This is a genomic window from Thiomonas sp. X19, from assembly GCF_900089495.1.
In the GTDB taxonomy this organism is placed as follows: domain Bacteria; phylum Pseudomonadota; class Gammaproteobacteria; order Burkholderiales; family Burkholderiaceae_C; genus Thiomonas_A.
In genome coordinates this window covers 3,283,307-3,305,908 of sequence record NZ_LT605203.1, presented here as the reverse complement: position 1 = coordinate 3,305,908, position 22,602 = coordinate 3,283,307, and the positions used below count along the sequence as shown (strand labels likewise).

General features: G+C 65.2%; 20 protein-coding genes and 1 pseudogene. 5 read left to right on the top strand and 16 right to left on the bottom strand.

Annotation, left to right across the window (positions count from 1 at the left end; translation table 11 throughout):
* Positions 1-63: 63 nt before the first annotated feature.
* The 6 genes from THIX_RS15925 to trbL form a co-directional block, all read right to left on the bottom strand.
* A complete protein-coding gene (locus THIX_RS15925) occupies positions 64-330 on the bottom strand; it encodes a hypothetical protein (protein WP_146748514.1) in 267 nt (88 codons plus the stop codon).
* 20 nt (positions 331-350) lie between these two features.
* On the bottom strand, positions 351-542 hold the full coding sequence (locus tag THIX_RS15920; protein WP_146748513.1) for a hypothetical protein: 192 nt from the start codon (positions 540-542) through the stop codon (positions 351-353).
* 42 nt (positions 543-584) lie between these two features.
* Complete coding sequence (locus tag THIX_RS15915) at positions 585-833, bottom strand: hypothetical protein (RefSeq protein ID WP_112486269.1); 249 nt, start codon at positions 831-833, stop codon at positions 585-587.
* The gene (locus THIX_RS23520) at positions 830-979 is read right to left on the bottom strand and encodes a hypothetical protein (RefSeq protein WP_158540857.1); all 150 of its coding nucleotides are present in this window, start codon (positions 977-979) and stop codon (positions 830-832) included. The genes THIX_RS15915 and THIX_RS23520 overlap by 4 nt, the downstream gene beginning before the upstream one ends.
* Before the next feature lie 67 nt (positions 980-1,046).
* Positions 1,047-3,569, bottom strand: coding sequence for a YadA family autotransporter adhesin (locus THIX_RS15910; RefSeq protein WP_112486965.1), 2,523 nt, complete (start codon positions 3,567-3,569; stop codon positions 1,047-1,049).
* 140 nt (positions 3,570-3,709) lie between these two features.
* A complete protein-coding gene (trbL, locus tag THIX_RS15905) occupies positions 3,710-5,434 on the bottom strand; it encodes a P-type conjugative transfer protein TrbL (RefSeq protein ID WP_112486964.1) in 1,725 nt (574 codons plus the stop codon).
* Between the two features lie 235 nt (positions 5,435-5,669).
* Between trbL and THIX_RS15900 the strand changes: the two genes are divergently transcribed.
* On the top strand, positions 5,670-6,794 hold the full coding sequence (locus THIX_RS15900; RefSeq protein WP_112486963.1) for an XRE family transcriptional regulator: 1,125 nt from the start codon (positions 5,670-5,672) through the stop codon (positions 6,792-6,794).
* A complete protein-coding gene (locus tag THIX_RS15895) occupies positions 6,791-7,384 on the top strand; it encodes a hypothetical protein (RefSeq protein ID WP_112486962.1) in 594 nt (197 codons plus the stop codon). Before THIX_RS15900 ends, THIX_RS15895 begins: the two co-directional genes overlap by 4 nt.
* A gap of 63 nt (positions 7,385-7,447) precedes the next feature.
* Here THIX_RS15895 and THIX_RS15890 read toward each other — a convergent pair whose 3' ends face one another.
* The 5 genes and pseudogenes from THIX_RS15890 to THIX_RS15870 all read right to left on the bottom strand — a co-directional run bounded on the left by THIX_RS15890 (position 7,448) and on the right by THIX_RS15870 (position 12,918).
* On the bottom strand, positions 7,448-7,945 hold the full coding sequence (locus tag THIX_RS15890; RefSeq protein WP_112486961.1) for a hypothetical protein: 498 nt from the start codon (positions 7,943-7,945) through the stop codon (positions 7,448-7,450).
* A gap of 138 nt (positions 7,946-8,083) precedes the next feature.
* Positions 8,084-8,776: a P-type conjugative transfer protein TrbJ gene (gene trbJ / locus THIX_RS23515; protein WP_158540923.1), complete on the bottom strand. Its 693-nt coding sequence runs from the start codon at positions 8,774-8,776 to the stop codon at positions 8,084-8,086.
* 34 nt (positions 8,777-8,810) lie between these two features.
* Positions 8,811-10,211 (bottom strand): hypothetical protein, encoded by a 1,401-nt coding sequence (locus THIX_RS23510; protein WP_158540922.1) that lies wholly within the window; start codon positions 10,209-10,211, stop codon positions 8,811-8,813.
* Between the two features lie 1,041 nt (positions 10,212-11,252).
* A complete protein-coding gene (locus tag THIX_RS15875; RefSeq protein WP_112486959.1) occupies positions 11,253-11,594 on the bottom strand; it encodes a glycine zipper 2TM domain-containing protein in 342 nt (113 codons plus the stop codon).
* 258 nt (positions 11,595-11,852) lie between these two features.
* Positions 11,853-12,918 (bottom strand): annotated as a pseudogene (locus tag THIX_RS15870) (transposase).
* Between the two features lie 314 nt (positions 12,919-13,232).
* Between THIX_RS15870 and THIX_RS15865 the strand changes: the two are divergent.
* Entirely contained in the window at positions 13,233-16,112 is a 2,880-nt protein-coding gene (locus THIX_RS15865; protein ID WP_112486958.1) for a bifunctional glycoside hydrolase 114/ polysaccharide deacetylase family protein, read from the top strand.
* A gap of 48 nt (positions 16,113-16,160) precedes the next feature.
* Here THIX_RS15865 and THIX_RS15860 read toward each other — a convergent pair whose 3' ends face one another.
* The 5 genes from THIX_RS15860 to THIX_RS15840 form a co-directional block, all read right to left on the bottom strand.
* A complete protein-coding gene (locus THIX_RS15860; RefSeq protein WP_112486957.1) occupies positions 16,161-18,629 on the bottom strand; it encodes a transporter in 2,469 nt (822 codons plus the stop codon).
* 24 nt (positions 18,630-18,653) lie between these two features.
* Positions 18,654-18,959 carry a conjugal transfer protein TrbD gene (trbD, locus tag THIX_RS15855; RefSeq protein ID WP_112486260.1) on the bottom strand — a complete coding sequence of 102 codons (306 nt, stop codon included), beginning with the start codon at positions 18,957-18,959 and terminating at the stop codon, positions 18,654-18,656.
* A 10-nt stretch (positions 18,960-18,969) separates the two neighbouring features.
* Positions 18,970-19,317 (bottom strand): TrbC/VirB2 family protein, encoded by a 348-nt coding sequence (locus tag THIX_RS15850; protein ID WP_112486956.1) that lies wholly within the window; start codon positions 19,315-19,317, stop codon positions 18,970-18,972.
* A gap of 83 nt (positions 19,318-19,400) precedes the next feature.
* Positions 19,401-21,329, bottom strand: a complete 1,929-nt coding sequence (gene traI / locus THIX_RS15845; RefSeq protein ID WP_112486955.1) for a TraI/MobA(P) family conjugative relaxase — start codon at positions 21,327-21,329, stop codon at positions 19,401-19,403.
* Entirely contained in the window at positions 21,329-21,700 is a 372-nt protein-coding gene (locus THIX_RS15840) for a hypothetical protein (protein WP_112486954.1), read from the bottom strand. Before THIX_RS15840 ends, traI begins: the two co-directional genes overlap by 1 nt.
* A gap of 201 nt (positions 21,701-21,901) precedes the next feature.
* Between THIX_RS15840 and THIX_RS15835 the strand changes: the two genes are divergently transcribed.
* Both THIX_RS15835 and THIX_RS15830 read left to right on the top strand, forming a co-directional pair.
* Positions 21,902-22,198: a type II toxin-antitoxin system MqsR family toxin gene (locus tag THIX_RS15835; RefSeq protein WP_112486953.1), complete on the top strand. Its 297-nt coding sequence runs from the start codon at positions 21,902-21,904 to the stop codon at positions 22,196-22,198.
* Between the two features lie 2 nt (positions 22,199-22,200).
* A complete protein-coding gene (locus tag THIX_RS15830) occupies positions 22,201-22,602 on the top strand; it encodes a type II toxin-antitoxin system MqsA family antitoxin (protein WP_112486255.1) in 402 nt (133 codons plus the stop codon).

Below are 22,602 nucleotides of genomic sequence, written 5' to 3'. Positions count from 1 at the left end.
CAAGTGCCGCAAATGATGCGGCCGCGCGTCCCTCAAGGAAACGCCGGGCCGCCCCTGGGGCGCTCAAAAGCCATTGGCAATCCGCTGCAGCCGTGTTTCGAGCCTCTGCGGGTTTTCGGCGTCGGCGATGCCTGCCAGCCCCTCAGCCACGATCTCTTTGAGCCTCGCATCCCGCGCGGCGCTTAGCCCCAACAAGGCGCGGATGTCGTCGGGATCGGCGCCGCTGCTGAGCAGGCGCAGACCCATCCGGCCGAATGCATCGGGCATCAAGTCTGCGTGCTTACGCATGCCGCGCGGCCCCTCGCTGCGCGCAACGATGGCAAGCTGCATGATGGTTTGGTTTTCGATGCTCATGGTTTGGCCCCCGACGCTGCTGCAGGGGGCAGCGAAGCCGGCAGCTTGGGCATGGTTGCCAGAAATTTCGTCTGGATGGCCGTGGCCTTGGCGGACGTCTGCAGGCTGGTGTAGGCCGCGGTGCCGATGCCGCCAAACGCTGCGATGCTGAGCATGGCGGCGACGATGCGGGCCGTGATGTTGTCCATGATGTTTCCTTGTTGTGTGGTTAGCCCCATGGCCAACATCCTTTAATCGTCCACATCAATCACCGCCCGCTCCCCGGTGCCCGGGTCCAGGCCGCAGTTTTCGGCCCAGAAGCCGAGCCTTTGCGCGGCTTCCGGGTACTGGTGCGCCAGCGTCGGCACGCCGTCGGCGTGGTCGGCGAGCATCGCGCCGAGTTCCCAAAGTTCGGCTTGCGCCAGGCCCATCCAAAGATCGGCCAGGCTCCAGCCCGACAGCGCCTGCAAGCAGGCATCGACATTCACTTCCCGGCTCATGATTTCGCTCCCGTGGGCTTGTAGTTCGGGCCAAATAGCGCCCAGATCAGCGGGTCGCGGCGTGGGGCAAGCTCCGGCATCGGGCCTGACTTCTTCTTGGTCTTGAGCAACACAGCGTTGCGATAAAGTTTGCTTTTGGCGTCCATGATGTTTCCTGGTTGATTGCAAACCCAGCACCGCCGGGCTTGCCTGGTTACGCGTAGGGGCCGCAAATCAGAACTGCCAGCTCACACCACCGGCCGCCGCCGTCTGCCCCGCCGTGCTGAACGCGGCGCTGAACCGGACCAGCATGTCGGGATGGTGCTCGGGGACGTGGCTGATGCCGATGGCCAGGGCTTGCTGACCGCCCACCGTGGCGATGCCGACGCCCGCCGCGGTCTTGCCCGACAGGGCAGGGCCCGCAATCTGCGCCGCCGCCATCCCCATCGCGCCCATGCCGTTGATCTGCTGCTGCAGGTTCTGCTGCATCCCGGAGAGCGCCGAGTTCAACTGGTTGACGTTGACCGCATCGGTGCCAGAGGTGCCTGGGGCGACGTTGGTGATCTGGCGCTGCTGCCCGGTTGCGGCGTTGCCGACCGACACCGAGTTGGCACGGTTGGCCACCGACCCCTGGCCGACGGCCACCGAGTTCGTGCCGTTGGCCGTGGCGTTGGCACCGAGCGCCACGCTGTTGTTTGCTGCTGCAACAGCGTTGTTGCCCACTGCCGTGGTCGGGTCGGCGATGGCCTTGGCGCCATTGCCGATCGCGACTGAGCCCGCGTAACTGGCAACCGAGTTGGTGCCGTAGGCAATGGTGTTCGCCCCGGTGGCGCTCGCGCCCTGGCCGATGGCCACCGCGTTCGTGCCGCTGGAGGCCGCATGCTGGCCCTGAGCCTGGGCGTTGGTGCCGGTCGCCGTGGCGTTGGTGCCTTGTGCGATGGCGTTGGTGCCGTTGGCCGTCGCGCCATTGCCGCACACCACGTTGGAGCCGTTGGTGGTGACGCAGATGCCGTTGGTGTTGCTGACGTTGGTCGTGCTGCCTTGTGCACCGGCGGGTCCAGGTGTTGACTGGATGCTGCTGATTTGGCTCTGCACGGCCTGCTCGGCGGCGTACAACTGCCCGCCGTTGACCGCCTGCGTGCTGCCTGCGGCGACGGCGCCTGGGGCGACGTTTGAGATCACGACAGGAGAACCCCCCGAAATGCTGCCCGGATTGCCCCCCATGATGAACATCGGATTGCTGCCCCCACCGTTGGTCATCAAGCCAGCAAGCTGGCTCACGTTGACAGCATCGGTGGCCTGGACGCCCGCGCCGACGTTCGAGAGGGTGACGGGCGTACCGGTGCCGCCAGTGCCGACCAGCGCCGCCGCGTCGGTCACGGATGACGTCGTCGCCCCATATTGATCCAGATACTGCACCGCCGCGGGCGCGGCCGGGCCCGAAGACCCCAGCCCGGCATTGAGCGCGTTGATGGCCGCACCGACGTTGTTGTAGCTGGTGCCTTTCACGGTATAGCTCGGCGCGGAAACGCCGTTGCCACTCACCGCTGCGCCGCCACCCAGGGCGGACGCCGTGCTCAGGGCCAAGCCATACAGTTGCGAGCCATTGATCGCATCGGTGCTGCTGGCCGAGACCGTCCCGGCCGTCAGGAAGATGATGCCCCGCGTCTGTCCGGCGCCGCTCCCCGAGCCGATGCTGACGACGGAAGACCGTCCATCGTCATAGCTCCCGGCGCCGAGGGCAACCGACTGATTTCCGCTCGCGGTCGAGCCCATGCCAATGGCGACCGATCCCATCCCCCCGCCGCTGGCGTAGGCCGCCTGCCCAACCGCAACGGAATTGGTGGTTGAAGCGGCATCGATGCCGATTGCAATCGCATCTTGCCCGGCTGTTGTTGCGGCCCCCGCCTGGGTGTTCGTGTTCGGGCCGCCAAGGCCGCCAATCGCGATGCCGCCCGCGCCGTTGGCCACGGCGCCCAAACCAAGCGCAAGCGCCTGGGTCGACGATGCGGAGCCGCCCAGGGCCATGCTGGACGCCCCACTCGCAGTGCCATAGATCGCGACCGACCCGGGGCCGCTTGCGACGCCGCCGTTGACCGCCAGGCTGGAAAAGCCGGACGCCTGCGACCCCGCTCCAATCGCCGTCGCGTTGGGACCCGCCGAAGCGTTTGCGCCGACGGCTGTCGACAGGCTGCCGGCCGCCGCTGCGCTCACCCCGAATGCCGAGGCGCTGGGGCCGGACGCCGACGCCGCCGGTCCGACGGCCGTTGCTCCCACGCCTTGGGCGTCAGCGTTCGATCCCGCCGCCAGCGTCCCCCCGGTGGCGGACTCCTGGCCGTCGATGGCGGTTGCCCCGCTGCCCAGCGCGGTGTTGTCGCTGCCGGGCGTTGTCGCATTGGGGTCGAACGTGGTGGCGTTGGCACCGATCGCGGTGTTGTTGGCGCCGATGGCGCCGGATCCGTCCGCGCCGCTCGCATTCGCGCCATAGCCCAGGTAGCTGTTATTGCCAGGGATGGGGTTGGTCGGCCCCGGCTGGTTGGTCGCGGACGGGATGAACGGTGCCGAGGTCGATGTGGACGAACCCAGGCCCGATGGCGTGGCCGAGGATGGCGACACCTGGATGGCTTTCGACCCGCTCGGGGCGCCGGTTGAGGCCCCGACGAACGACGTGGACGCAGTGCCGGCACCGGTGATGGCCCAGGCCGGGCTGGTGTTGAGCGCCGCAGCGATTGCCGCGACGAGAATGATGTTGCGCATGTCAAGACTCCAAGGTTCGGTGGCGACCCGCCCCACAGGGCGATGGCCTTGGATGCTTATTGCGGGTTGCCGCAAACCATGAAAAAACCCGGCTCACGTCGCCGTGGCCGGGTTGGAGGGTTGGAAAGCGCTGGGCCGAATCAATCGATGTGATGCATCCGGATGCTCACGCCACCGCTCTGACCGTCGTGCGACAGCCCAGGCTTGCGCTTGTCGGATTCGTGCTGCAAGGTCGCGGCGCCGTCATGCAGCCGGTCGCTCAGGCTCGGTCCCTTGTCCTTGGGTTTGTTGTCTTGCTCGAACTGGCGCTGCGCCGTCGCTTGCTCGGCGCCCGACGCGGCCGAAGCCCCGCCTTCACCCCCAGGGGCGGAGGCGAAGCCATTGCCACCTGGCGTGCTGGCCGTGGTCGGCGCGGAGGACAACCCGGCTTCCTGCGTCGTTGGCGCCGCCGCCTTGCCGAGTTCGGCGCCGGACTTCACGGCATCACCCGTTCCGGTCGTGGCCCCCGTGTTGGCCGCAGGGCCATCCGGCTTGAAGCGCGCGGCAGTGGCGGCAGAGCCGGAAGCATCAGCCCCGGCACTGGGCGCCTTGCCAGCAGCACCCGCTCCGGCCGACACAGGGCCGGCGCCCGGGATCGCACCCAGCGCTGACGATGCGCTCTGGATGCCAGCGCCAGCAGCCTTGCCCGCCCCGGCCGCCAGGGATTCCAGCCGTGAGGTGCCCGACACGCCACCCACCGGGCCGCCCGGCAGCAGGGAGCTGCCGCCGATGCCGCCCTTGGGAGCAGACCCACCGCTGCCGAACGGCGCAGTCGCCAGGGCAGCAACCCTGGAGAGCGCAGCGCCACCCGCCAGACCTGCCGCGAGCGGAGCCGCGGCCATGCCGCCAGCGGCAGCGCCGGCGTTCGACAGGCTCATGCTCGGCGAGCCGTTCATCATCGATCCGGCGATGCCCGGAACCATGTAGCCGACCGCGCCGTAGGCCAGGGCGGTGACGCCCGCCGTCATGAAATCGACAGGGCCGACCACGTTGTTCGGCGGCGCCGCGGCGGCGACGGTTGCCCAGTGGGCGATGATGATGTTGGCAAGCTGCCCGCCGAATCCGGCGACGACGTAGATGGTGAACAGCTTGATGCCGACGCTCACCGCATAGCCGAAATACTTCTCGGCGAACGGCAGCGTCCAGCGGCTCCCGGCGAAGCCCAGCATCAAGGCGCCGGCGCCGATGACGATGTAGCTTTCGATCGTGGTGATGAGAAGCTGCATGGCGATGGCGAGGTAACCGAGCAGGATCATCAGGCCGGTCAAGCCGATGAAGATGGCCGACAGCAGGTTGGAGCCGAGCGCGGCGATGGATTTGCCGGGGGAAAGGAGGCTGACGCCAGCAGCCGTCTGGCCGTTATTGATGCCGTCGGCTGTGGAGACCACGTTGCCCGCTGTATTGATGCCCTCATTGAGGATTTCTGAGGGGCCGATCGCGGATGAGATCGAGGTCGGTCCGCCGCCGCCCACCGTCTGGCCGGCTTGCGTGAAGCTGTTGATGATCGGCGGAATCCAGGTCGGCGCCTCGGTCAGCAGCATGGCGAAGAAGGCGATGCCGAGAATCTTGAGGGTCATGGAGGTCAACAACTCGCCCAGATCATTCTTGCGCAGCGTGTAGTTGATCGCCGCCCAGGAGAACTCGATGGCGGCCAGGCCGAAGAACAGGGGCCGGGCCAGGCCCAGGGCGGACGTCATCCATCCGGTCGAAGCGGTCTGGAACGTGCTCTGGATCTGGTCGAGCACACCGTTGCCGGCGTCGGCGGGCGCGCAGGCCAGGGCGAGCAGGAGCGGCAGCAGCCAGCGCGCGGAGCGGTTGAGTTTCATGGGTTCACCTGTCGAAGAGGGTTGACAGGTGCTTATGCGCTGGGGGCGCAAAGCGTGATGGGTGGCGCGGAAAACAAGGCACCCGCGCTGACGCGCGGCACAAAGGCACGGGCAAGAAAGGTGTGGCTTGATGTGCGCCTTGGCTGAGTGGCGCAAAGCCCGCCTAAAGACGAAAAACCACACTGAACTTGATTAAACTTGATTTTTACGGCGGATCCTCGATAATCCTTTTGCTATGCAAAAAAGGATCCACAGCCAGAATCTCCAGCAAGCGCTTCAAGATCGCGGCTGGAGCCAAAAGGATCTTGCCGCCGAGATGGGCTTGTCGGCGCAAGCGGTGACGAATTGGATCAAAGGCGCAGACTTTCCTCGCCCCGACAAGCTGCTCAAGCTTGCGACGACCCTGAGGCTGAGCTTTACCGATCTGGTGATCACACCGTCGAAGGATCAACCGGTCATTGCTTTTCGGAAGAAGGGCGGCGCAAAAACGACAGACGCGCACGCCCTCAAAGCGATGGCCATGGGGACGCTGCTCAAGCCGCTGGTGCAATTTTTACCTGAACCGCGATCACTGAGGGCGCAAATTCCGTCGCCATCGTTACAGTACGACGCGTTGCAAGTGGTCGTGGCAGAGGTACGCGCTCGAATTGGACTGGGGGTCCAAGCGGTCTTATCCTATGAGCACCTCATTGGTGAGTTTGGATGCAATGGTGCTGTCATTGTGCCTGTGCTCTGGGGTGAAAAGAAAAACCACAAGAACGCGCTCCACATCTTGCTTCCCCAAGATCAAGTGACGTTCATCTTCCTCAATTTGGACACCAGGTTGGAGGACTTCAAGTTCTGGATGGCCCACGAGCTTGCGCATGTCTATACCCCGGACTTGGCTGGTCAGAATGAGGGCGAAGACTTTGCGGACGCATTCGCGGGAGCATTGCTTTTCCCTAAAGCCTTGGCGAAGGCGGCTTATCACCAAGCTGCCGGGCAGCGCGATGCGATGGGCGAAATCAGGGAGTTGCAGCGTGAAGCAAGCGCCCACAGCATTTCGCTTTACAGCGTGTTCTGCGAGATCAACAACTATGCCAAGGCGGAGGGACTGGCCTTGCTGCGTTGCAAGGACAGCGAAATTCACGCGATCCGCAACAACCAGCGTGGAAAGCTGGTCAGCGAGATCCTGTTCGATCCCACGCCGCCCGAGCCCGCTGCCTACATGGCCGCCGCACAAAACGTGTTTCGCAGCGCGTTCTTCCCATCGTTGCGACGCATGGTCAAGAGCAAAGGGACGGGGCCTGGCTACATCCAGCAGATCATGGACATCCCGATGCAAGATGCGGCGGCGCTCCACGGAGATCTCAGCCGTTGACGCTGGTCTTGCTCGACACGAACGCCTACCTTCGGCTGGCCAAGCGTGTCAGGCCAGCGGTCGGCATCAAGTTCGGTCAAAAGGGCTATGTCCTCACAATTCACAGATCCGTTGAGGACGAGGTTCATCGAAGTGCTCGGCTCAGATTCAAATACCCCTGGTTTGATGCGGCGAATTTCGCCGCCGAGCGCCTGTCCAAGCAGGTTCGGTTAACCAGCGAAGAGAAGGCAAGCATTCAGGCGGCACAGAGTGTCCTGCATGGCTGGGTTCTTGCTGATGTCGACAGGTACGCCTCTGGGGGCCGATCCCCTCCGGGGCCGACTGATTGTTGGTTGCTCGCCCTGGGGCAGGTCAAGCCGGCGATTGTCGTGACCGATGATCTCGGGATGCACGCGCTGGCCCAGGACTTCGGCATCGCCGTCTGGCATGGCTATGAACTCCTGGACAAGCTCCGGTCAGCCAAAGTGGTCGACGGACCGATCATCCGAGATCTCTACGATGCGTTAGAGATCAATGGCGATCTGCCAAAATCGTGGCAAGATGCGAGACACACGGTCTTTATAAAGATCTTCGGGCCCAAGGCAAGCTGAGACTGCCCCAAACGATGGCATTGGGGCCGATTCAGCAAGAAGTCGACACCGGGAAAGGCCGGATCAGTAAAACCCCGCCCCGGTCGTCTCCACCGCGAAGCATGCACCCGTGGTGTTGCCTGTGGCCCGGCACCAGCCGCCCTCGATGCCGCGCTGCTGCGGATGCGCCTTGAACCAGGCGTGCCCATGTCCGGCATACGGCCCCTGTGCCAGGTTCACGCCGCGATAGAAGTTCTGGCAGGACACCGTGCCCTGACGCTTCGCCACGGCATCGGCGCTCACCGTGGCGTTGTCTTGGGCATCCCGTCCGGCACACCACAAGCCTTCCTGCCAGGCTGGATCGGCGGCGGACCGCGGGCTGGGATGGCTGTTCAACTGGGCTTCGTACCAGGCGACCGTCTGCCCACCGAACGGCCCCTCGCTGGTGTTGACCTGGGCGCCAGCCACCTTGCCGATGCCGGGGGCAGTGATGGATGACGCCTGGTGCCCGCAGCCGGCCAGCAGGCCGACAGCGCAGGCGAGGACGAGGGTTGAGACGAGTTTGTGCTCAGACGGTTTCATGGTGCGCTCCTGGCGCGAGTGGAATGGATGGAGATGCAAAGGGGCTGTTTCGATGAGTCGCCCCGCACTCGCGCCCGAAGGCCGTCTGAATCTCGATCGTAGCCCGGAACAAGGGGACAAGGATCCCAGAACCTGGACTCAATAGAACCCCGCCCCGGTGGATCCATCGAGGAACTGCTGATTGATCTGGTTCTGTTGCAGCTTCGCGGCGTTGTTGGCCCCGATGGCATTCATCTCGACCTGCCCGTTGGTCATCATCGTTTGTTGCAGGCCCTGCAACTGGTTCACCAGCATCCCCGAGATCTGATTGCCCGCCTGCAGCACCTGCATGCGCCCAGCCGCGGACTGACTGGCGTTCTCCACCTGGTTCAGCGCCTGCTGCTGGGTCTGGAAGTCCTGGGCCTGCAGGCCGTACTGATTGAGCGCCTGCTGGATCTGGCTGGTCAGATTGCCGTTCCACTGCGACAGGTTGGCTTGGTAACTCTGGCCATTGACGCCGTACTGCTGCTGCACGCCCGCAGCCGTGTTCTGCGTCGCATACGTCAAGCCCTGCGCGGAGCCGATCAGATGGATGAGTTGCTGCAGATTGCCCGAGACATTCGGCCACATCTGCGTCGGCAGGCTCTCCAGACTGAGCGCCTGGTTGTAGACCTGCTGGAACTGCGCCTGAAGCTGCTGCGCCTGGGTCGCGTATTGCTCGACGGCCGTCAGTTCCTGCACGATCTGCTCGGGGAACGTCGCCCCGGCGATCATGCCCGTGGCGTGGGCCGGAACCATGGCAATGGCCGACATGGCCGCAAGGGCCAGGATGCTTTGCTTGAATGCGTTCATGGTGGAAACTCCCGTATGGGTTGCTGGCCTTGTGTTACCGACCTTGCGGCACGCCGGTGGCGGCGCCAATCTGCTGCAACGTGTTTGTGCTATTCGCCGTGGCAGCGGCGCTTGCGGCCGAATCAAGGGTGTTGCCGACGCCTGGGGCTTCGGCGTTGGCTGCGGCGTTGGTGGCGTTACCGTCATTCGTCGCATGGGTCTGGATGACCTGCTGCTGGCCGTAGATGGTCTGCTGCTGGTCCGCCGAGGTCTGCGCAATCGCCGCCGCCGATGTCCAGTTCGGGTCACCCGTCGACGATGCCATGCTGTTGTCGTAGCTGGCAATCGTGTTGGCCGCGTTCTCGGAATACTGAGCGGACACGCCGGTTTGCCAAGCCTGGGCCGAGGTCTCTGCATCGGTTTGGTTCTGCTGACCGGCCGCGTTGAGTGACGCCTGCTGCGTGTCGGCAGCGTGGGTGTAGGACGTGTCCGTGCTCGGAGTGGTCGCAGCCTGCCCTTGCTGCACGCCTGTGTCGGCCGTGGTCTGCTGCAAGGCATCCTGGGTGGTGGTGGCGCCCGCAGTCTGCCCCTGCTGCACGCCCGTCATGGACTGGATTTGCTGCAAGGTGCCGGATGCGCTGTTGACGGCCGATGCAGCGGCGGCGACATCCAGCGCGCCAGCCAACGCCGGTGCGGCAGACACGCCCCCCGCATCGTCGGCATTGGCTTCGGCCTGCTTTTGCAGGTTCACTGCCGTTTCATAAGCCGCCCCGCCGTAGTTGTAGGACGCAGCGTCGGCCGCCGCCTGCAGCGCGGCCTTGTAGGCGTCGATGTTGGACTGGTAACCGTCGGTTGCCTCTCCGCTCATCATCGCCTGGGTTGCCGCGCCAGCCGCAAGGTATTCAGCGGTGTTGTTGGTCACCGTCGGCTGGCCCTGCGGCACGCCGGTGCTCTGGGTGATGCTGGCGTTGGAGGCGGACTCGCCGCTCGAAGCAGAAGTCTGCGCGGCGCTGTTGTCGTTCTGGGCAACGACGGGCGCCTGGGCCGACTCGGTGCTGTACGCGCCGGCTTGCGATGACGAACCCTGCTGCTGCACGGTCACCTGCGCGTCAACCAGGTTCTGCTGGTCGTTCGCCACGCCCTGGGCCTGGGCGGCAGCGTCCTGCCAGGCCGTGGAGCCGGACAGGCCCACCCCATACCCGCCACTGCTGGCGTTGGCCGCGTCCTGGTTGGCAATGTCCTGCGCCGTGTTGGCTGCGTCCTGATACGCCTGCTGATCGAAATACGCCATGCCACCCGAATAAGCACTGCTGCCGTTCTGCGTGGCGGCCGTGCGCATCGTGGTCTGCGCATCGGGCACGGGAGCAGGGGCGGGCGGCAGGGTCTGCGCCAGCGCCAGCGGCGAAGCCAGGAACGGCAACGCCGCCAGAGCGGCGGCAAGAAGGGTTTGACGCATGGCGGATGCTCCGGTGGGTCTGGATAGATGGATATGGTGTGGACACGGCAAACCGTGATGTCCACACACCTGACCACCCGCCCATCAACCCATCGGCAGCACGCGGGCCTTGCCGCCGTACAGATTGCCGATGATCTCGACGCGCTGACCCACGGCAAGCTGCACATCGGCGGCCTGGGTCACGGCGATGGCCTGTCCGTCGTCCAGCCGCACGGTGATCTGCAGGCCTTGCTCGCGGGTCGCCGCACCCTCGGCGGCACTGCCGGCGATGCCGCCGGCCACCGCGCCAAGGATGNCGGCCGCCGCCTGCAGCGCGGCCTTGTAGGCGTCGATGTTGGACTGGTAACCGTCGGTTGCCTCTCCGCTCATCATCGCCTGGGTTGCCGCGCCAGCCGCAAGGTATTCAGCGGTGTTGTTGGTCACCGTCGGCTGGCCCTGCGGCACGCCGGTGCTCTGGGTGATGCTGGCGTTGGAGGCGGACTCGCCGCTCGAAGCAGAAGTCTGCGCGGCGCTGTTGTCGTTCTGGGCAACGACGGGCGCCTGGGCCGACTCGGTGCTGTACGCGCCGGCTTGCGATGACGAACCCTGCTGCTGCACGGTCACCTGCGCGTCAACCAGGTTCTGCTGGTCGTTCGCCACGCCCTGGGCCTGGGCGGCAGCGTCCTGCCAGGCCGTGGAGCCGGACAGGCCCACCCCATACCCGCCACTGCTGGCGTTGGCCGCGTCCTGGTTGGCAATGTCCTGCGCCGTGTTGGCTGCGTCCTGATACGCCTGCTGATCGAAATACGCCATGCCACCCGAATAAGCACTGCTGCCGTTCTGCGTGGCGGCCGTGCGCATCGTGGTCTGCGCATCGGGCACGGGAGCAGGGGCGGGCGGCAGGGTCTGCGCCAGCGCCAGCGGCGAAGCCAGGAACGGCAACGCCGCCAGAGCGGCGGCAAGAAGGGTTTGACGCATGGCGGATGCTCCGGTGGGTCTGGATAGATGGATATGGTGTGGACACGGCAAACCGTGATGTCCACACACCTGACCACCCGCCCATCAACCCATCGGCAGCACGCGGGCCTTGCCGCCGTACAGATTGCCGATGATCTCGACGCGCTGACCCACGGCAAGCTGCACATCGGCGGCCTGGGTCACGGCGATGGCCTGTCCGTCGTCCAGCCGCACGGTGATCTGCAGGCCTTGCTCGCGGGTCGCCGCACCCTCGGCGGCACTGCCGGCGATGCCGCCGGCCACCGCGCCAAGGATGGCCAGGGCCGTGGAGCCGTTGCCGTTGCCGTTGCCGATGCGCGAGCCGAGATAGCCACCCGCCGCAGCGCCGCCCAGCGTGCCGATGGCGGTGGAGTTCGAGGCGATCAGCACCGGCTGGATCGCCAGCACAGTGCCGAACTGGACGGCCTGCGCTTGTTGCGATCCCTGGACGGTGGTGCCGAGCGCGGATGAGCCTCTTGCAAAACTCTCGGCGCTGAGCAGTTGACGCGGGACTGATCGGTTTTTTGGGCGGTTTGGGGTCGCATGCCCAGTCAGGGGGATGTCACGGATCCACGTTTGGCCTGTTTTCTCTGGTTTCGGGGTATGCGCTGACCTGCGGCATGATCCGCATGGGGGTGAATTCGCGCGCGAGTCGATGGGAAGGGGTCACTGTCGCAATCGCATGAGTTGATCGGCGGACAGCGCAAGGATGCCGAACATCAGATGGCTGGCGACCTTCTCGGCCCCTTGCACGCGCAGGGTGTTGCCACCGAATTCATCCTTGAATCGGGCGTTGGTGCGCTCAGCCACTGTGCGCTCACGATAGCGCACGGCCTGGGGTGGATCAAAGGCGATCTTCTCGCCCCGGCGCGGGTTGTGATCGATCAGGGGCACGTGCCCCAAACTGCGGCAATGGGCGCGAATGTCTTCACTGCAAGACGCCGCATCCATGAGGTCATACAAGTTCGTCACGCGCTGGGCGCTCAAGTGCGACAGGGGGATGGCGGCCAGGCTGTCATGCATGGAGGCGCTGGAGAGCACTGCGGCAATGGGCACGCCACAATCGGCGGTGTCGATGTGCAGCTTGTAGCCGTTCCAACTCGTCTTGTAACCCTGCGCATTGCACTTGGTGCCGCGGTCGCAGGCCGTGGGCATGGCCTGGAGTATCTGCGCCAAGGTCTGCTGGCGTTGCCGTGCCACGGCGGCGACCGCCGCGTTGGCCGCGGGGCTTGGCAGCCTGTGTTCTGGCCTGGGGGCGCTCTCGGGCTTCGATTGCGGTGCCGTCGCGGCTGATGTGTCCGATGAGCGCGTCGCCCAGGTGCTCCTTGATCAATGCTTCATGCACACGCTCGGCCAGTCGGGTTTGGGCAAACTCGGCAAACGCGCGCGAGAACGTTGCCTGCGATGGCAGGTGCCGGTGCAGGGGAAACCCACACAGTTGCCGCAAGGCCCGATCCACCATCAGCCGCTCCATCAGTCCCACCGTGGTGCCAATGCCCAGCACGGCCTTGGCCACAAAGGCGTTGGCCAGCCATGCGCGCTCCTGCGGCGGGCGTCCGACGCCCACCCACGACGAACCGACAAACGCTTCGATGCGCACCCACTTCAGCACATGGATGACTTGCTCGAGCTTGGGTGTCATCACCCCAAGTTCGGCTCGCAACGTCGGGATCAAATCGTGTTGAACTGCCTTCCAGCGAGACAAAAACTGATGAGCCTTGATAGCATGCATTGGCGGGCGTCAGATGTTGAATTCGATCACTGCATCCTGCCAGAAATGGCCGCCTGCGCCCACCCTCCGCCACGTCCTGCCGTGTGGAAAATCAAGCGACCATCAAGAGTTTTGCAAGAGGCTCGGATGCATCAGGCACGCCGGGGTTGGCGCAGGCGGACAGCAGGGCAGGGGCAAGAAGAAAGAGGAGAAGACGTTTGCGCATGATGGACTCACAAGGTTGGGTTGGTATAGGCTGATCACCGACCCCCGCAAATGACAGGGGCCACGTCTTCGGCGTAGCCTACCGCAGCCTTTCCCGCACCCTCCACACCATGCGCCGCCGCCAATTCCTCAGAACAGTCCTTCAAAGCCAAGCTGCCTCCGCTCTCGGTCCATTCGCGGCGCTGGGTGGAGCAACAACGTGGGCATCTGTCGCCCAAGCCAAGAACCCAGACGCGGCAGCGAATGCGTCTCCCAGCCAGGCGAGAAGCGGGTTACCCGCCGTCGCCCTGTACTACGCCAACGCGATTCCGATCGACGAACTGCGCGTGTTCGACTGGGTCGTGCTCGATCCCCACAACGCCCTGCAGCAAGATCCCAAGATCATCCAGACCTTAGGCCCCCAAACCACGGTGCTGGCCTACGTCTCTGTTGGCGAAGTTGATCCGGGAAGCGACCTCGACAAGCGCATCCCCGCGGTCTGGACCCCTGTGCAAAACAAAGCCTGGAAGTCCCGCGTCATCGACCAGACTCAAGCCGGCTGGCCCAAGGTACTGCGAGAGCGCATCGTGCAGCCGCTATGGGCCGCAGGCTTTCGGGCATTCTTCCTCGACACCCTCGACTCCTACCGCCTGCTTGGCCAAGACCCCGGCCAGCGGCAACAGCAGGTGGCGGCACTTCAGGCCACGCTGCATGCACTCATCAGCGCCTTCCCGGGGATCCAGTTCATCCTCAACCGCGGGTTCGAACTCATCGACGCCCCGATCGCCCACGCCACGATGGCCGTCGCAGCCGAATCTGTTCTGCAGCAATGGGATCCCACGGGCAACACCTACTCGACCGTCTCCCAATCCGACCGTGGGATCCTGTTGCAGCGTTTCGCCGCCCTCAAAACGCAGTGGCAGATCCCTGGCATCGCCATCGACTACGTGCCGCCCGAGCAACGTGAGTTGGCACGCACCACCGCGCGACGACTTCTCGCGCTGGGCCTGATTCCCTGGGTCACCGACCCGGATCTGAGCAGTCTTGGGGTGGGTGGTGTCGAGGTCGTGCCCAGACGCGTTTTGGCGCTGCACTCCTGCAAGGAAGGCAACAGCCCCGCGCTCGTCAACGAGTCCATGCACATCTATGGAGCCATGCCTTTGGAGTATCACGGACTCCATGTGGATTATCACTATGCAGGCGCCCCCATACCCGAGAAGATCCTCACAGGGCGCTATGCAGGCGTGGTGGTTTGGCTGGATCACGGGATCGACGGCGATGGCCGTCTCGCGGACTTTCTGAACCATGCCAAGGCCCAGGGTGTGCCGATCTTGATCTGGGGGCTATCGGCGCGACCTCTGCTCGAAAGTCTGGGCTGCGAAACAGGCGATGGCGCGTTGCAGTCCCCGATCCGGGTGACGCGCAGCGCTGGCACCCAGGCGGCCGAGATCGTCCCCTTGATCCGCCAGGACGACACGTTTGCGCTCAAAGCGCCGCCTTCCTCTCGCGTGTGGTTACAAGCGCAAGGCTCCGATGGGCAGGTGATGCAGGGCGCCGCTGTGACCCCCTGGGGCGGATACGCCATCGGCGCGTTCGGCGTCATGAACCTGCCGGGCGACTTTGCCGCACGCTGGTCGGTCGATCCCATGGCGCTCGTGCAAGCCGCGTTGCGCTTGGGGGATGATCCGATGCCCGACTTCACAACGCGCACCGGACGGCGGGTGTTGATGTCCCATTTCGACGGCGATGGCTGGGTCAATGGCTGCCAAAGACCAGGCTCTGCGCTGGCAGGGCAAGTTCTCGTGGAGGAGTTTCTGACCCGGTATGACATCCCGATCCTAGGAAGCATCATCGTCGACGAGGTCGATCACCACGGCGAATATCCCGCCACGGCCACGGAAGGCCAGGCATGGGCACGCAAGATGTTTGCGCTTCCCAACATCGAGGTCGGCAGTCATACCTGGTCGCATCCCTTCAACTGGATCGAGGCGGCGAAATGCCACTGTCGGGGACAGATCTCGAAAGACTACCCCTACGGGAATTTCCTGCCGTTTCCGGGTTACGCGTTCAGCACCCACCAAGAAGTGATCGGTGCGCGCGACTACATCGAACAAAAACTCGCACCACCCGGCAAGCCCTGCAAGGCCTTGCTCTGGCCCGGGGACTGCAACCCGCCGAACCATGCCGTGGCGCTGTGCGATGCATCAGGCCTGCTCAACGTCAACGGCGGCGGGGTCACGATGCGGCCTCAGAACCCGTCGCTCACCGCGGTGTGGCCCCTTGGGGTGCCCAAGGGCAAGTGGTTCCAGGTCTATGCGGCGTGTTCCGACGAAGAGGATTACACGAACAACTGGAAAGGCCCCTATTTTGGGTTTGAGAACGTCATCGAGACGTTCGAGATGACCGAGAACCCAAGACGGCTGAAACCGGTGGAGATTTACTTCCACCCCTACATCGTCACGCGGGATGCCGGGGCGGTCAGTCTGCACAAGGTGTTTCAGTGGGCGCTCTCGCAGCCGCTGCACCCCGTGTTCGAGACCCAGTGGTTGCGTTCGGTGCTCGACTGGCGCCATGCGGCTGTGGCACGCCGCGTCGACGGCCACGGCTGGCGCCTGCAAAGTGGGGCGCATTTGCGTCAGTGGCGGCAGCCCACGCAAGCATCCAGGCCCTGTCTTGGCCAGAGCTTGGGGGTTGCGGGTTGGAACGAGCATGCTGAATTTCGCTATCTCCACATTGCCGCGAACCGCGCAGACGTGACGACGGGCGGACAAGATCCCGACGCGATCCCAAGGCTGGTGGACGCGAACGTGGACGTCACGCATCTGTCGGTGACCGATCGGCATGTGGCGATCGGTCTGGCTGGCTACGCTCAGGTCCAGGCGCGTTTGGCGTTGCCGCAGGGATGGTCGGTGAAGCCGACGCGGGGCATCCACTTGGCGCATGACGGCGCTACGGTGGTGGTGACAAGCGAGCAGCGATCGGTCCGTATCGAGATGGTGCGAACGGTGTGATCGCCCATTGCTGTGCTCCGGCCAAGAACGCTGCATCAGCCCCGTCGATCAGTGATAGCGCTCCCACATCTGCGCCGCGTCGAACTGCCCGCGTTCGCGCAGCCACTGCGCCGGCCAGGCATCCCCAAGCTCACCGCGCAGTTCCCGGATGCGGGCGATGTCGTCCTTGCCCGACGCGCCGACAAAGGCGATCTCCGGCGCCGACAGCCCCAGCTCGAACAAGCGCCGCCCGTCGGGATGCATGACGTAATACTGGCGCTTCGGCGTGGCCATCGTCAGGATCTCGATCTGCCGCCGGTTCAGGCCGATGCCCTCGTACAGCGGCCGGATGTTCTCCGTCATCGCTTCCGGGTTGGGCAGCAGGATCTTGGTCGGGCAGGACTCGAAGATCACATCGGCGATGCCGGATTTGGTCAGGTCGGTGAGCGACTGCGTGGCGAACACGACCGCCACGTTCGCCTTGCGCAACACCTTCAGCCATTCCCGGATCTTGGCCTTGAACGCCGGATGGCCGAGCATGACCCAGGCCTCGTCCAGCACCAGCAGCGTGGGTTGGCCCTTGAAGCGCTGCTCGATGCGGTGGAACAGGTAGGACAGAACCGGCAGCACCAGCTTGTCGCCCTTGTGCATCAGGTGCTCCATCTCGAACACCTGGAACGGGTCTTCGGCCAGCGCATCGGTTTCGGCGTCCAGCAGATGTCCCGCCGCGCCGCTGACGGTGTAGTAGCCCAGCGCCTCGCGCAGCGTCACGTCCTGGAGCTGGATCAGCAGGTTGGTCATGGTGCGCTGCGCCATGGTGTCCGTGGACTGGCCCAGTTGCACAATGGCGCGGTAGATCTTCTGCCGATGCTCCGGCAGGATCTTCACGCCTTGCAGTTCGCACAGTTGCTCGATCCACTCGGCGGCCCACACTTGTTCATTCGGCTCGTTCACACGGCCCAGCGGACAGAATGCCAGCTCGCCATGCTCGCCGCCGATGTCATCGTGCTGGCCACCCGCGCCCCAACACAGCGGGAGCATGGAGTAGCCCTTGTCGAAGGCAAACACTTGCGCGTTTTTGTAGCGGAACTGCTGCGCAACCAGGGTGGACAGCAGGGTGGACTTGCCCGAGCCGGTTGGCCCCAGAATGACGGTATGCCCCAGGTCGCCCGCATGCAGGCTGAGGCGGAACGGCGTGGCGCCGTCCGTCTTGGCGTACAGCAGGGGTGGGCTGCTCGGTGGATAGAACAGGCAGGGATTCCGGTCCGGCCCGGCCCACACCGCGGTGAACGGCAGCAGATGCGCCAGATTCAGGGTGTTGATCAGCGGGCGGCGCACGTTGGCGTGGGTGTTGCCCGGCATGGTGCCGAGGTAGGCTTCCACCGCGTTGACGGTCTCGATGCGGGCACCGAAGCCGGCGTTCTCGATGATCTTGCGCACTTCGCGGGCGATCTCATCCAGCGCCGTGCTGTCGTCGTGCGCCAGCAAAATGACGCTGGTGTAGTAGCCGAAGCGCACCGCGCCCGACTGGTTCTCGCTGATCGCGTCCACCGCGTCATCGGTCTGCGCCACCGCGTGCATGTTCAGGTGGGTTGCCGCACCCCCTGAACTCTCGCGCACCATATTCATCATGGATTTGCGCTTCATCGCCCACTTGCTGCGGTAGCTGTTGAGCACCTTGTCGGCCTGGCTTTGCGACAGATAGATGAAGCGGTTGCTCCAGCGGTAGGCCACCGGCAGGCGCGACAGGAAGTCGAGAATGCCGGGGGCGCTGAAGCCGGGGAAACCGTCCACCGCCAGGCACACCATCGGCTGGTTGTCGAGGCGCGGCTCAAAACCGGTGGTGAAGTCATGCTGGCCGATCACCGCATCCAGATACATCGGCACCTCGACCATCTTCACCGGGCGCGGCGCCTGGAGCGTGACGCAGGATTCGAGATAGCCCAGCAGATCGCTGCTGACCGCCTCGGTGTCCCCATCCACCCCATCCACCCCATCCACGGTGTCCACCATGCGATGGATCCTGACCACGGTGGACAGGCGCGATTCGACTTCGCGAATGCCATCGCGAAAGCGCTGCAGGTTGCGCGCGGCCACCCCCGTCTTCTCGCCACCGTCGATGAACAGGGCCGCAGCCTTGTCGGCGGCGTCCGGGTCGGGGAACCAGGAGAGGGTGAGCGCGAAGCGGCTCTCGAACCCGGCATGCTGGCCTTCGTGCTTGGCCCGGCGCATGTCGTCCAGCAGCCGCGTGGTGCGGTCGGGGAAGGCGCCCCTGGCGGCGTAGCCGGGCGCCTGCTGGCGGATGGCGTCGCAGTTCACCACCCAGCCATCGTCCAGCGACAACGCACTGTTGATGCGTGCGGCCATGCCCCGGAGTTCGCCCTTGGTGGCCGAATCCAGGTCTGGCCCCTGATACCACCAGCCGGCCAGCAGCGCGCCGGACTTGGTGAGCACGACACCGTTGTCCACCAGCGCGGCCCAGGGCAGCAGATCGGGCAGACCGGCAGAGCGGTCACGGAATTCCTGGAGAGCGAGCATGTTGATTCCTTGGGATTCTTGGGATTACTTCCATTCACGCGACTTGCCGAACGGCGTGGCGCGACCGGGGTAGAAGCGTTTGAACGCCAGCGAGCGGCGTCCGGTCTTGGAGAGTTGCGGGTCGAACAGCGCGGCGCGGGACAGCGCCCAGGTGCCGAGCACCCAGAGACCGATCCCGAGCCCCGCCGCCCACAGCTTGGCCAGCGAGAACACGAAGACCCCCGCCAGCGTCATCAGAGCCAGCACCAGGGTGCGCTCACCGCCCAGCATCAGGAGCGGGCGGTTGAGCGAACCGTGGATCGGCGCGGAAATATCGTCCTGCTCGTCCATGGCGCGGGCCTCAGATCACGGCGCCGGACAGGCCCAGGGCGGAGAGGAACTTGTTGCCCATGACGATCATCGCCACGCCCAGCACCACATAGAGCGCCTTCTTGGCGATGCCGCCCAGCTCTTCGCCGAACACCAGCGCGGCGCCGGCGGCGAGGAAGGCGATCACCGAGATGCCGGTGGCCACCGGCCCGGTCAGGTCGTTCTGCAGGGTCTGGATCGGGGTGTCCCAGGGCAGGCCGCCGGAGGTGGAGGCCATGGCTTCGACGCTGGTGGCCAGGAACACGGCGGCGGCGAGGCTGAGGCGGCGCACGACGGCGGCGCGCAGGTGGCGGACGGTGGCGAATTGGAGCAGCTTCATGATGGATCCTTTCAAGATCAGTGGCGCAGCCCTCCAACGCGAGGGCCGCTTGGATGGTTATTGCAGTGAGCCGCAAACCGTGATCACCGCCCGCGCGGTTCGCGCCGCGGCCCGCGTGACGGCGTGCGCTCGGCGTCGATCTGCGCGCGTTCCTGCTCGACAACGTGCTGCAGATCGGCATCCTGGACGCCCACACCCAGGCGCGCGGCCTGGCGGGCGGCCTGCTCGCGGAACGCGGCATCGCCGGTGATGAACACCTCGCCGCCGAACTTCTGCGCCGCCAGCAGCAACCCGGCGTCAATGGTGTCGGCGTCAGCCATGTGGACGTCGATGCGGGGGCCGGAATCGGTCAGGCGCACCAGGCCCTCGCGGTCGTGGTACTCGATGCGCTGCGCCAGGCGGTCGATCCGGATGCGGGCGTCTTCCAGGGCAAAGGCTTTCCTTGCCCCTGGGGTTGGGTCGGGAGGTGCACCGCCGATGGCGCCGGCCGCAGAGCCATGCGCACCCGCACGCAACGGATCGAGGTCTTCGCCCTCGAAGCCGTTCTTGCTGCCCTTGCCACCTTTACTGCGCTTGCGCCCGTCCTGGTAGTGGATGCCACGCAGGGCCGCAGCCGCCGCTTCGTCACCGGCCGCGGCCTGGCGCTCCAGCCATTCGGGCCATTCCAGACGCGGCGCATCCTGGGTGATCGATGTGCGCTCCGCCCGTTGGCGGCGCTGCAGTTCCTGGCGGCGCACCACCGCTTCAGCGGCCCACAGCCCTTGTGCGATCGTCTTGCTGCCGTGCTCGGCAGTCAATTGCGCGAGGCGCGCGGGCTTGATGGCCTTGAGTTCCAGACGCAGCGCGATGCGCTCGTTCTTGTGGTGCGCGCGCAGGCCGCCGACCAGGGCCTTGCGCGAGAGTTTCTGCGCCGCCTGGTCATGCTTGTAGGCATCGGCCAGGGCTTTGCGCGCCAGGGCGCGGGCTTCGCGCTTGGCCTGGCGCTCGGGCGTCGATCCGGTGTGCCCGGGGATGTCCTGCATGCCGGGTTCGGTGCCGGCGCGGACATTCTCGACGAAGTGGGCGTAAGTCTTTGCCGTCTTCGTTTGGTGCTCAAGCAAACCCAAACCGGGGGCAGGAAAGGATAGGCCGAACTTGGTTTCCAGCCGCCCCAGACTCAGGCTGTAATGCACACCGCTGGCCTTGGTGCTGGTGGTGCGCCCATCGGGCAGTGCGGTTTCGATGATCAAACCGCCACCATGCAGCCGCAGGGCGCAGCCGCGTTCGGCCAGCATCTGGTGCAGTTCGCCCCAGGACCGGGCGGCCAGCAGTTCGTCTTGGGCGCGCTTGGTCAGCCAGTCGGCCAGACTGGGTACACCGTGGTTGACTTCCGCGGCCCTGGCGCCAGGTGTCGGTGCGCGCTCCTGTTTGCCGCCCAGCCCGAGTTGCTGGCGTTGGGATTTGCTCAGGCGGGTGATCGCGCCGTCGATGACGACGTGCGGGCCGTTGTCGTGCGCCCAGCCCTGGGCAAGCTCCAGCTCGCGGCAGGCCTTGTCCAGCACCAGGAAATCCAGCTTGGGCGGGCCGGCCAGGTGGAGTTTGTCGGGGTGAACGCGGTTGGCGAGGATGTGAATATGCCAGTGATGATCGCGGTCGGTGTGCAGACCCCAGACGGCCTGGTTCTCCTGCAGGCCCAGGGCCTTGAGGGTGTGCGCAGCGGCTTGCTGGCATTGCTCCGGGGTCGGATGTTCGCCATCGCGCCAGGACAGGACGTAGTGATAAAAAGGATTGCTGGTGAACCGGTTGCGCACCCGGCCCGCTTCCGCGGTGTAGTCCATCATGCGGATCGCCAGGTCGCGATCCAGCGGGTCGGTCAGGTCGAGGCCGCCGAGTTCCAGATGGAAGCTGCCGCCGGCGACGTCGCGCTCCAGCGCATGCTCCTGCGCGCCTTGGCGGAAGATGTAGTGCACGCCATGGTGGGCGGACACCTTCCCGCCGCGTCCGTTCGACAGTTTGACGACCTTGGCGAGCATCACGCATCCTTGGCCTGCTCACCGCCGGCATCGTCCTCACCGGAGAGCTTGCGGGCGTGGGCCAGGACAGTTTTCATCGCGGCCCAGTGGGCGCGCTTTTCTTCGTTCGTCCAGTTCGATTCCTTGGGGTACAGGCTCTTGAGCATGGCCCCGAGGCGGCGCAGCTCGAACACGGCGCTCGCATCGACGCGGGACACGAGGCGCAGGTTGCCGCCGGACAGGGCGAGGTCGCGCACGAACACGCCGGGACGCATGCCGGCCTGCGCGGCGTGGCGGTTGATGGCGTCGATCTCTGGGGTCGAGGCGCGGAAGTGAAAAAAGCGGTCGCGCGGGGTGTGCGGGGTGCGTGGGGGTTTGGCTGCGGCAGGCATGACATGCTCCGTGATGGTGTTGCTCTCACGGGCTTATGCACGGTGGGCGCAAAGCGTGGGTGGGTGCGGGGCGGCGGCAGGCAAGGCACCCGCTGCGCGGCGCCAGGACGAAGGCGGGGGCAAGAACGATCACAACCAGCAGCCGGGACAATCGACCGGCACCGGCTTGCCATGGATAACCAAGTAGGTTATTATTGCCGGATGGAGAAAAGCACGCCCCATTGCAAGCTGTCGGTCATCAAGGCCATGATCGAGGCGGGCAAGGTGCGTTCAACCGTGTCGGCACTGGCGGGCAGCGCCGCGATGGGTTTTGACTTCGTGGCAATGGTCCATGTGGTCAAGACGCTGACCGCTGGCGATTTCTACAAGAGCATGACCACGCACGCCGACCACAGGGTCTGGCAGGACGTGTACCGACCCACGACGTCCGCCGGAGAGGTCTACCTGAAACTGACGGTCATGGATGAGGTGCTCATCGTGTCATTCAAGGAGCTATGAACATGAAATGTCCAATGTGTGCAGCGGCAGAACTGGTGCATGACACGCGCGATCTGCCGTACACCTACAAGGGGGAACTGACCACCATTCCGGCAGTGACCGGCGACTTCTGCCCGGCCTGTGGAGAGGCCGTCCTCGACATGACCGAATCGGCCAGAATCAGTACGGCGATGCTGGAATTCAACAAGCAGGTCAATGCCTCGATCGTGGACCCTGGCTTCATCGTCCGTGTGCGCAAAAAGCTTGCCCTTGACCAGCGCGAAGCCGCCGAAATCTTCGGGGGCGGCGTCAATGCGTTCTCACGCTACGAAAATGGGAAGACCAGACCACCCTTGGCGCTGGTGAAGTTGCTCAAGGTGCTCGACCGGCACCCGGATCTGTTGAACGAGGTCCGGGCAGCATAA

What these genes read in the sequence shown, in the direction of transcription:
- THIX_RS15925 (WP_146748514.1), bottom strand. Translation starts at nt 330, where the DNA reads ATGCAGCTTGCCATCGTTGCGCGCAGCGAGGGGCCGCGCGGCATGCGT.
- THIX_RS15920 (WP_146748513.1), bottom strand. Translation starts at nt 542, where the DNA reads ATGGACAACATCACGGCCCGCATCGTCGCCGCCATGCTCAGCATCGCA.
- THIX_RS15915 (WP_112486269.1), bottom strand. Translation starts at nt 833, where the DNA reads ATGAGCCGGGAAGTGAATGTCGATGCCTGCTTGCAGGCGCTGTCGGGC.
- THIX_RS23520 (WP_158540857.1), bottom strand. Translation starts at nt 979, where the DNA reads ATGGACGCCAAAAGCAAACTTTATCGCAACGCTGTGTTGCTCAAGACC.
- THIX_RS15910 (WP_112486965.1), bottom strand. Translation starts at nt 3,569, where the DNA reads ATGCGCAACATCATTCTCGTCGCGGCAATCGCTGCGGCGCTCAACACC.
- trbL (WP_112486964.1), bottom strand. Translation starts at nt 5,434, where the DNA reads ATGAAACTCAACCGCTCCGCGCGCTGGCTGCTGCCGCTCCTGCTCGCC.
- THIX_RS15900 (WP_112486963.1), top strand. Translation starts at nt 5,670, where the DNA reads ATGCAAAAAAGGATCCACAGCCAGAATCTCCAGCAAGCGCTTCAAGAT.
- THIX_RS15890 (WP_112486961.1), bottom strand. Translation starts at nt 7,945, where the DNA reads ATGAAACCGTCTGAGCACAAACTCGTCTCAACCCTCGTCCTCGCCTGC.
- trbJ (WP_158540923.1), bottom strand. Translation starts at nt 8,776, where the DNA reads ATGAACGCATTCAAGCAAAGCATCCTGGCCCTTGCGGCCATGTCGGCC.
- THIX_RS23510 (WP_158540922.1), bottom strand. Translation starts at nt 10,211, where the DNA reads ATGCGTCAAACCCTTCTTGCCGCCGCTCTGGCGGCGTTGCCGTTCCTG.
- THIX_RS15865 (WP_112486958.1), top strand. Translation starts at nt 13,233, where the DNA reads ATGCGCCGCCGCCAATTCCTCAGAACAGTCCTTCAAAGCCAAGCTGCC.
- THIX_RS15860 (WP_112486957.1), bottom strand. Translation starts at nt 18,629, where the DNA reads ATGCTCGCTCTCCAGGAATTCCGTGACCGCTCTGCCGGTCTGCCCGAT.
- trbD (WP_112486260.1), bottom strand. Translation starts at nt 18,959, where the DNA reads ATGGACGAGCAGGACGATATTTCCGCGCCGATCCACGGTTCGCTCAAC.
- THIX_RS15850 (WP_112486956.1), bottom strand. Translation starts at nt 19,317, where the DNA reads ATGAAGCTGCTCCAATTCGCCACCGTCCGCCACCTGCGCGCCGCCGTC.
- traI (WP_112486955.1), bottom strand. Translation starts at nt 21,329, where the DNA reads ATGCTCGCCAAGGTCGTCAAACTGTCGAACGGACGCGGCGGGAAGGTG.
- THIX_RS15840 (WP_112486954.1), bottom strand. Translation starts at nt 21,700, where the DNA reads ATGCCTGCCGCAGCCAAACCCCCACGCACCCCGCACACCCCGCGCGAC.
- THIX_RS15835 (WP_112486953.1), top strand. Translation starts at nt 21,902, where the DNA reads ATGGAGAAAAGCACGCCCCATTGCAAGCTGTCGGTCATCAAGGCCATG.
- THIX_RS15830 (WP_112486255.1), top strand. Translation starts at nt 22,201, where the DNA reads ATGAAATGTCCAATGTGTGCAGCGGCAGAACTGGTGCATGACACGCGC.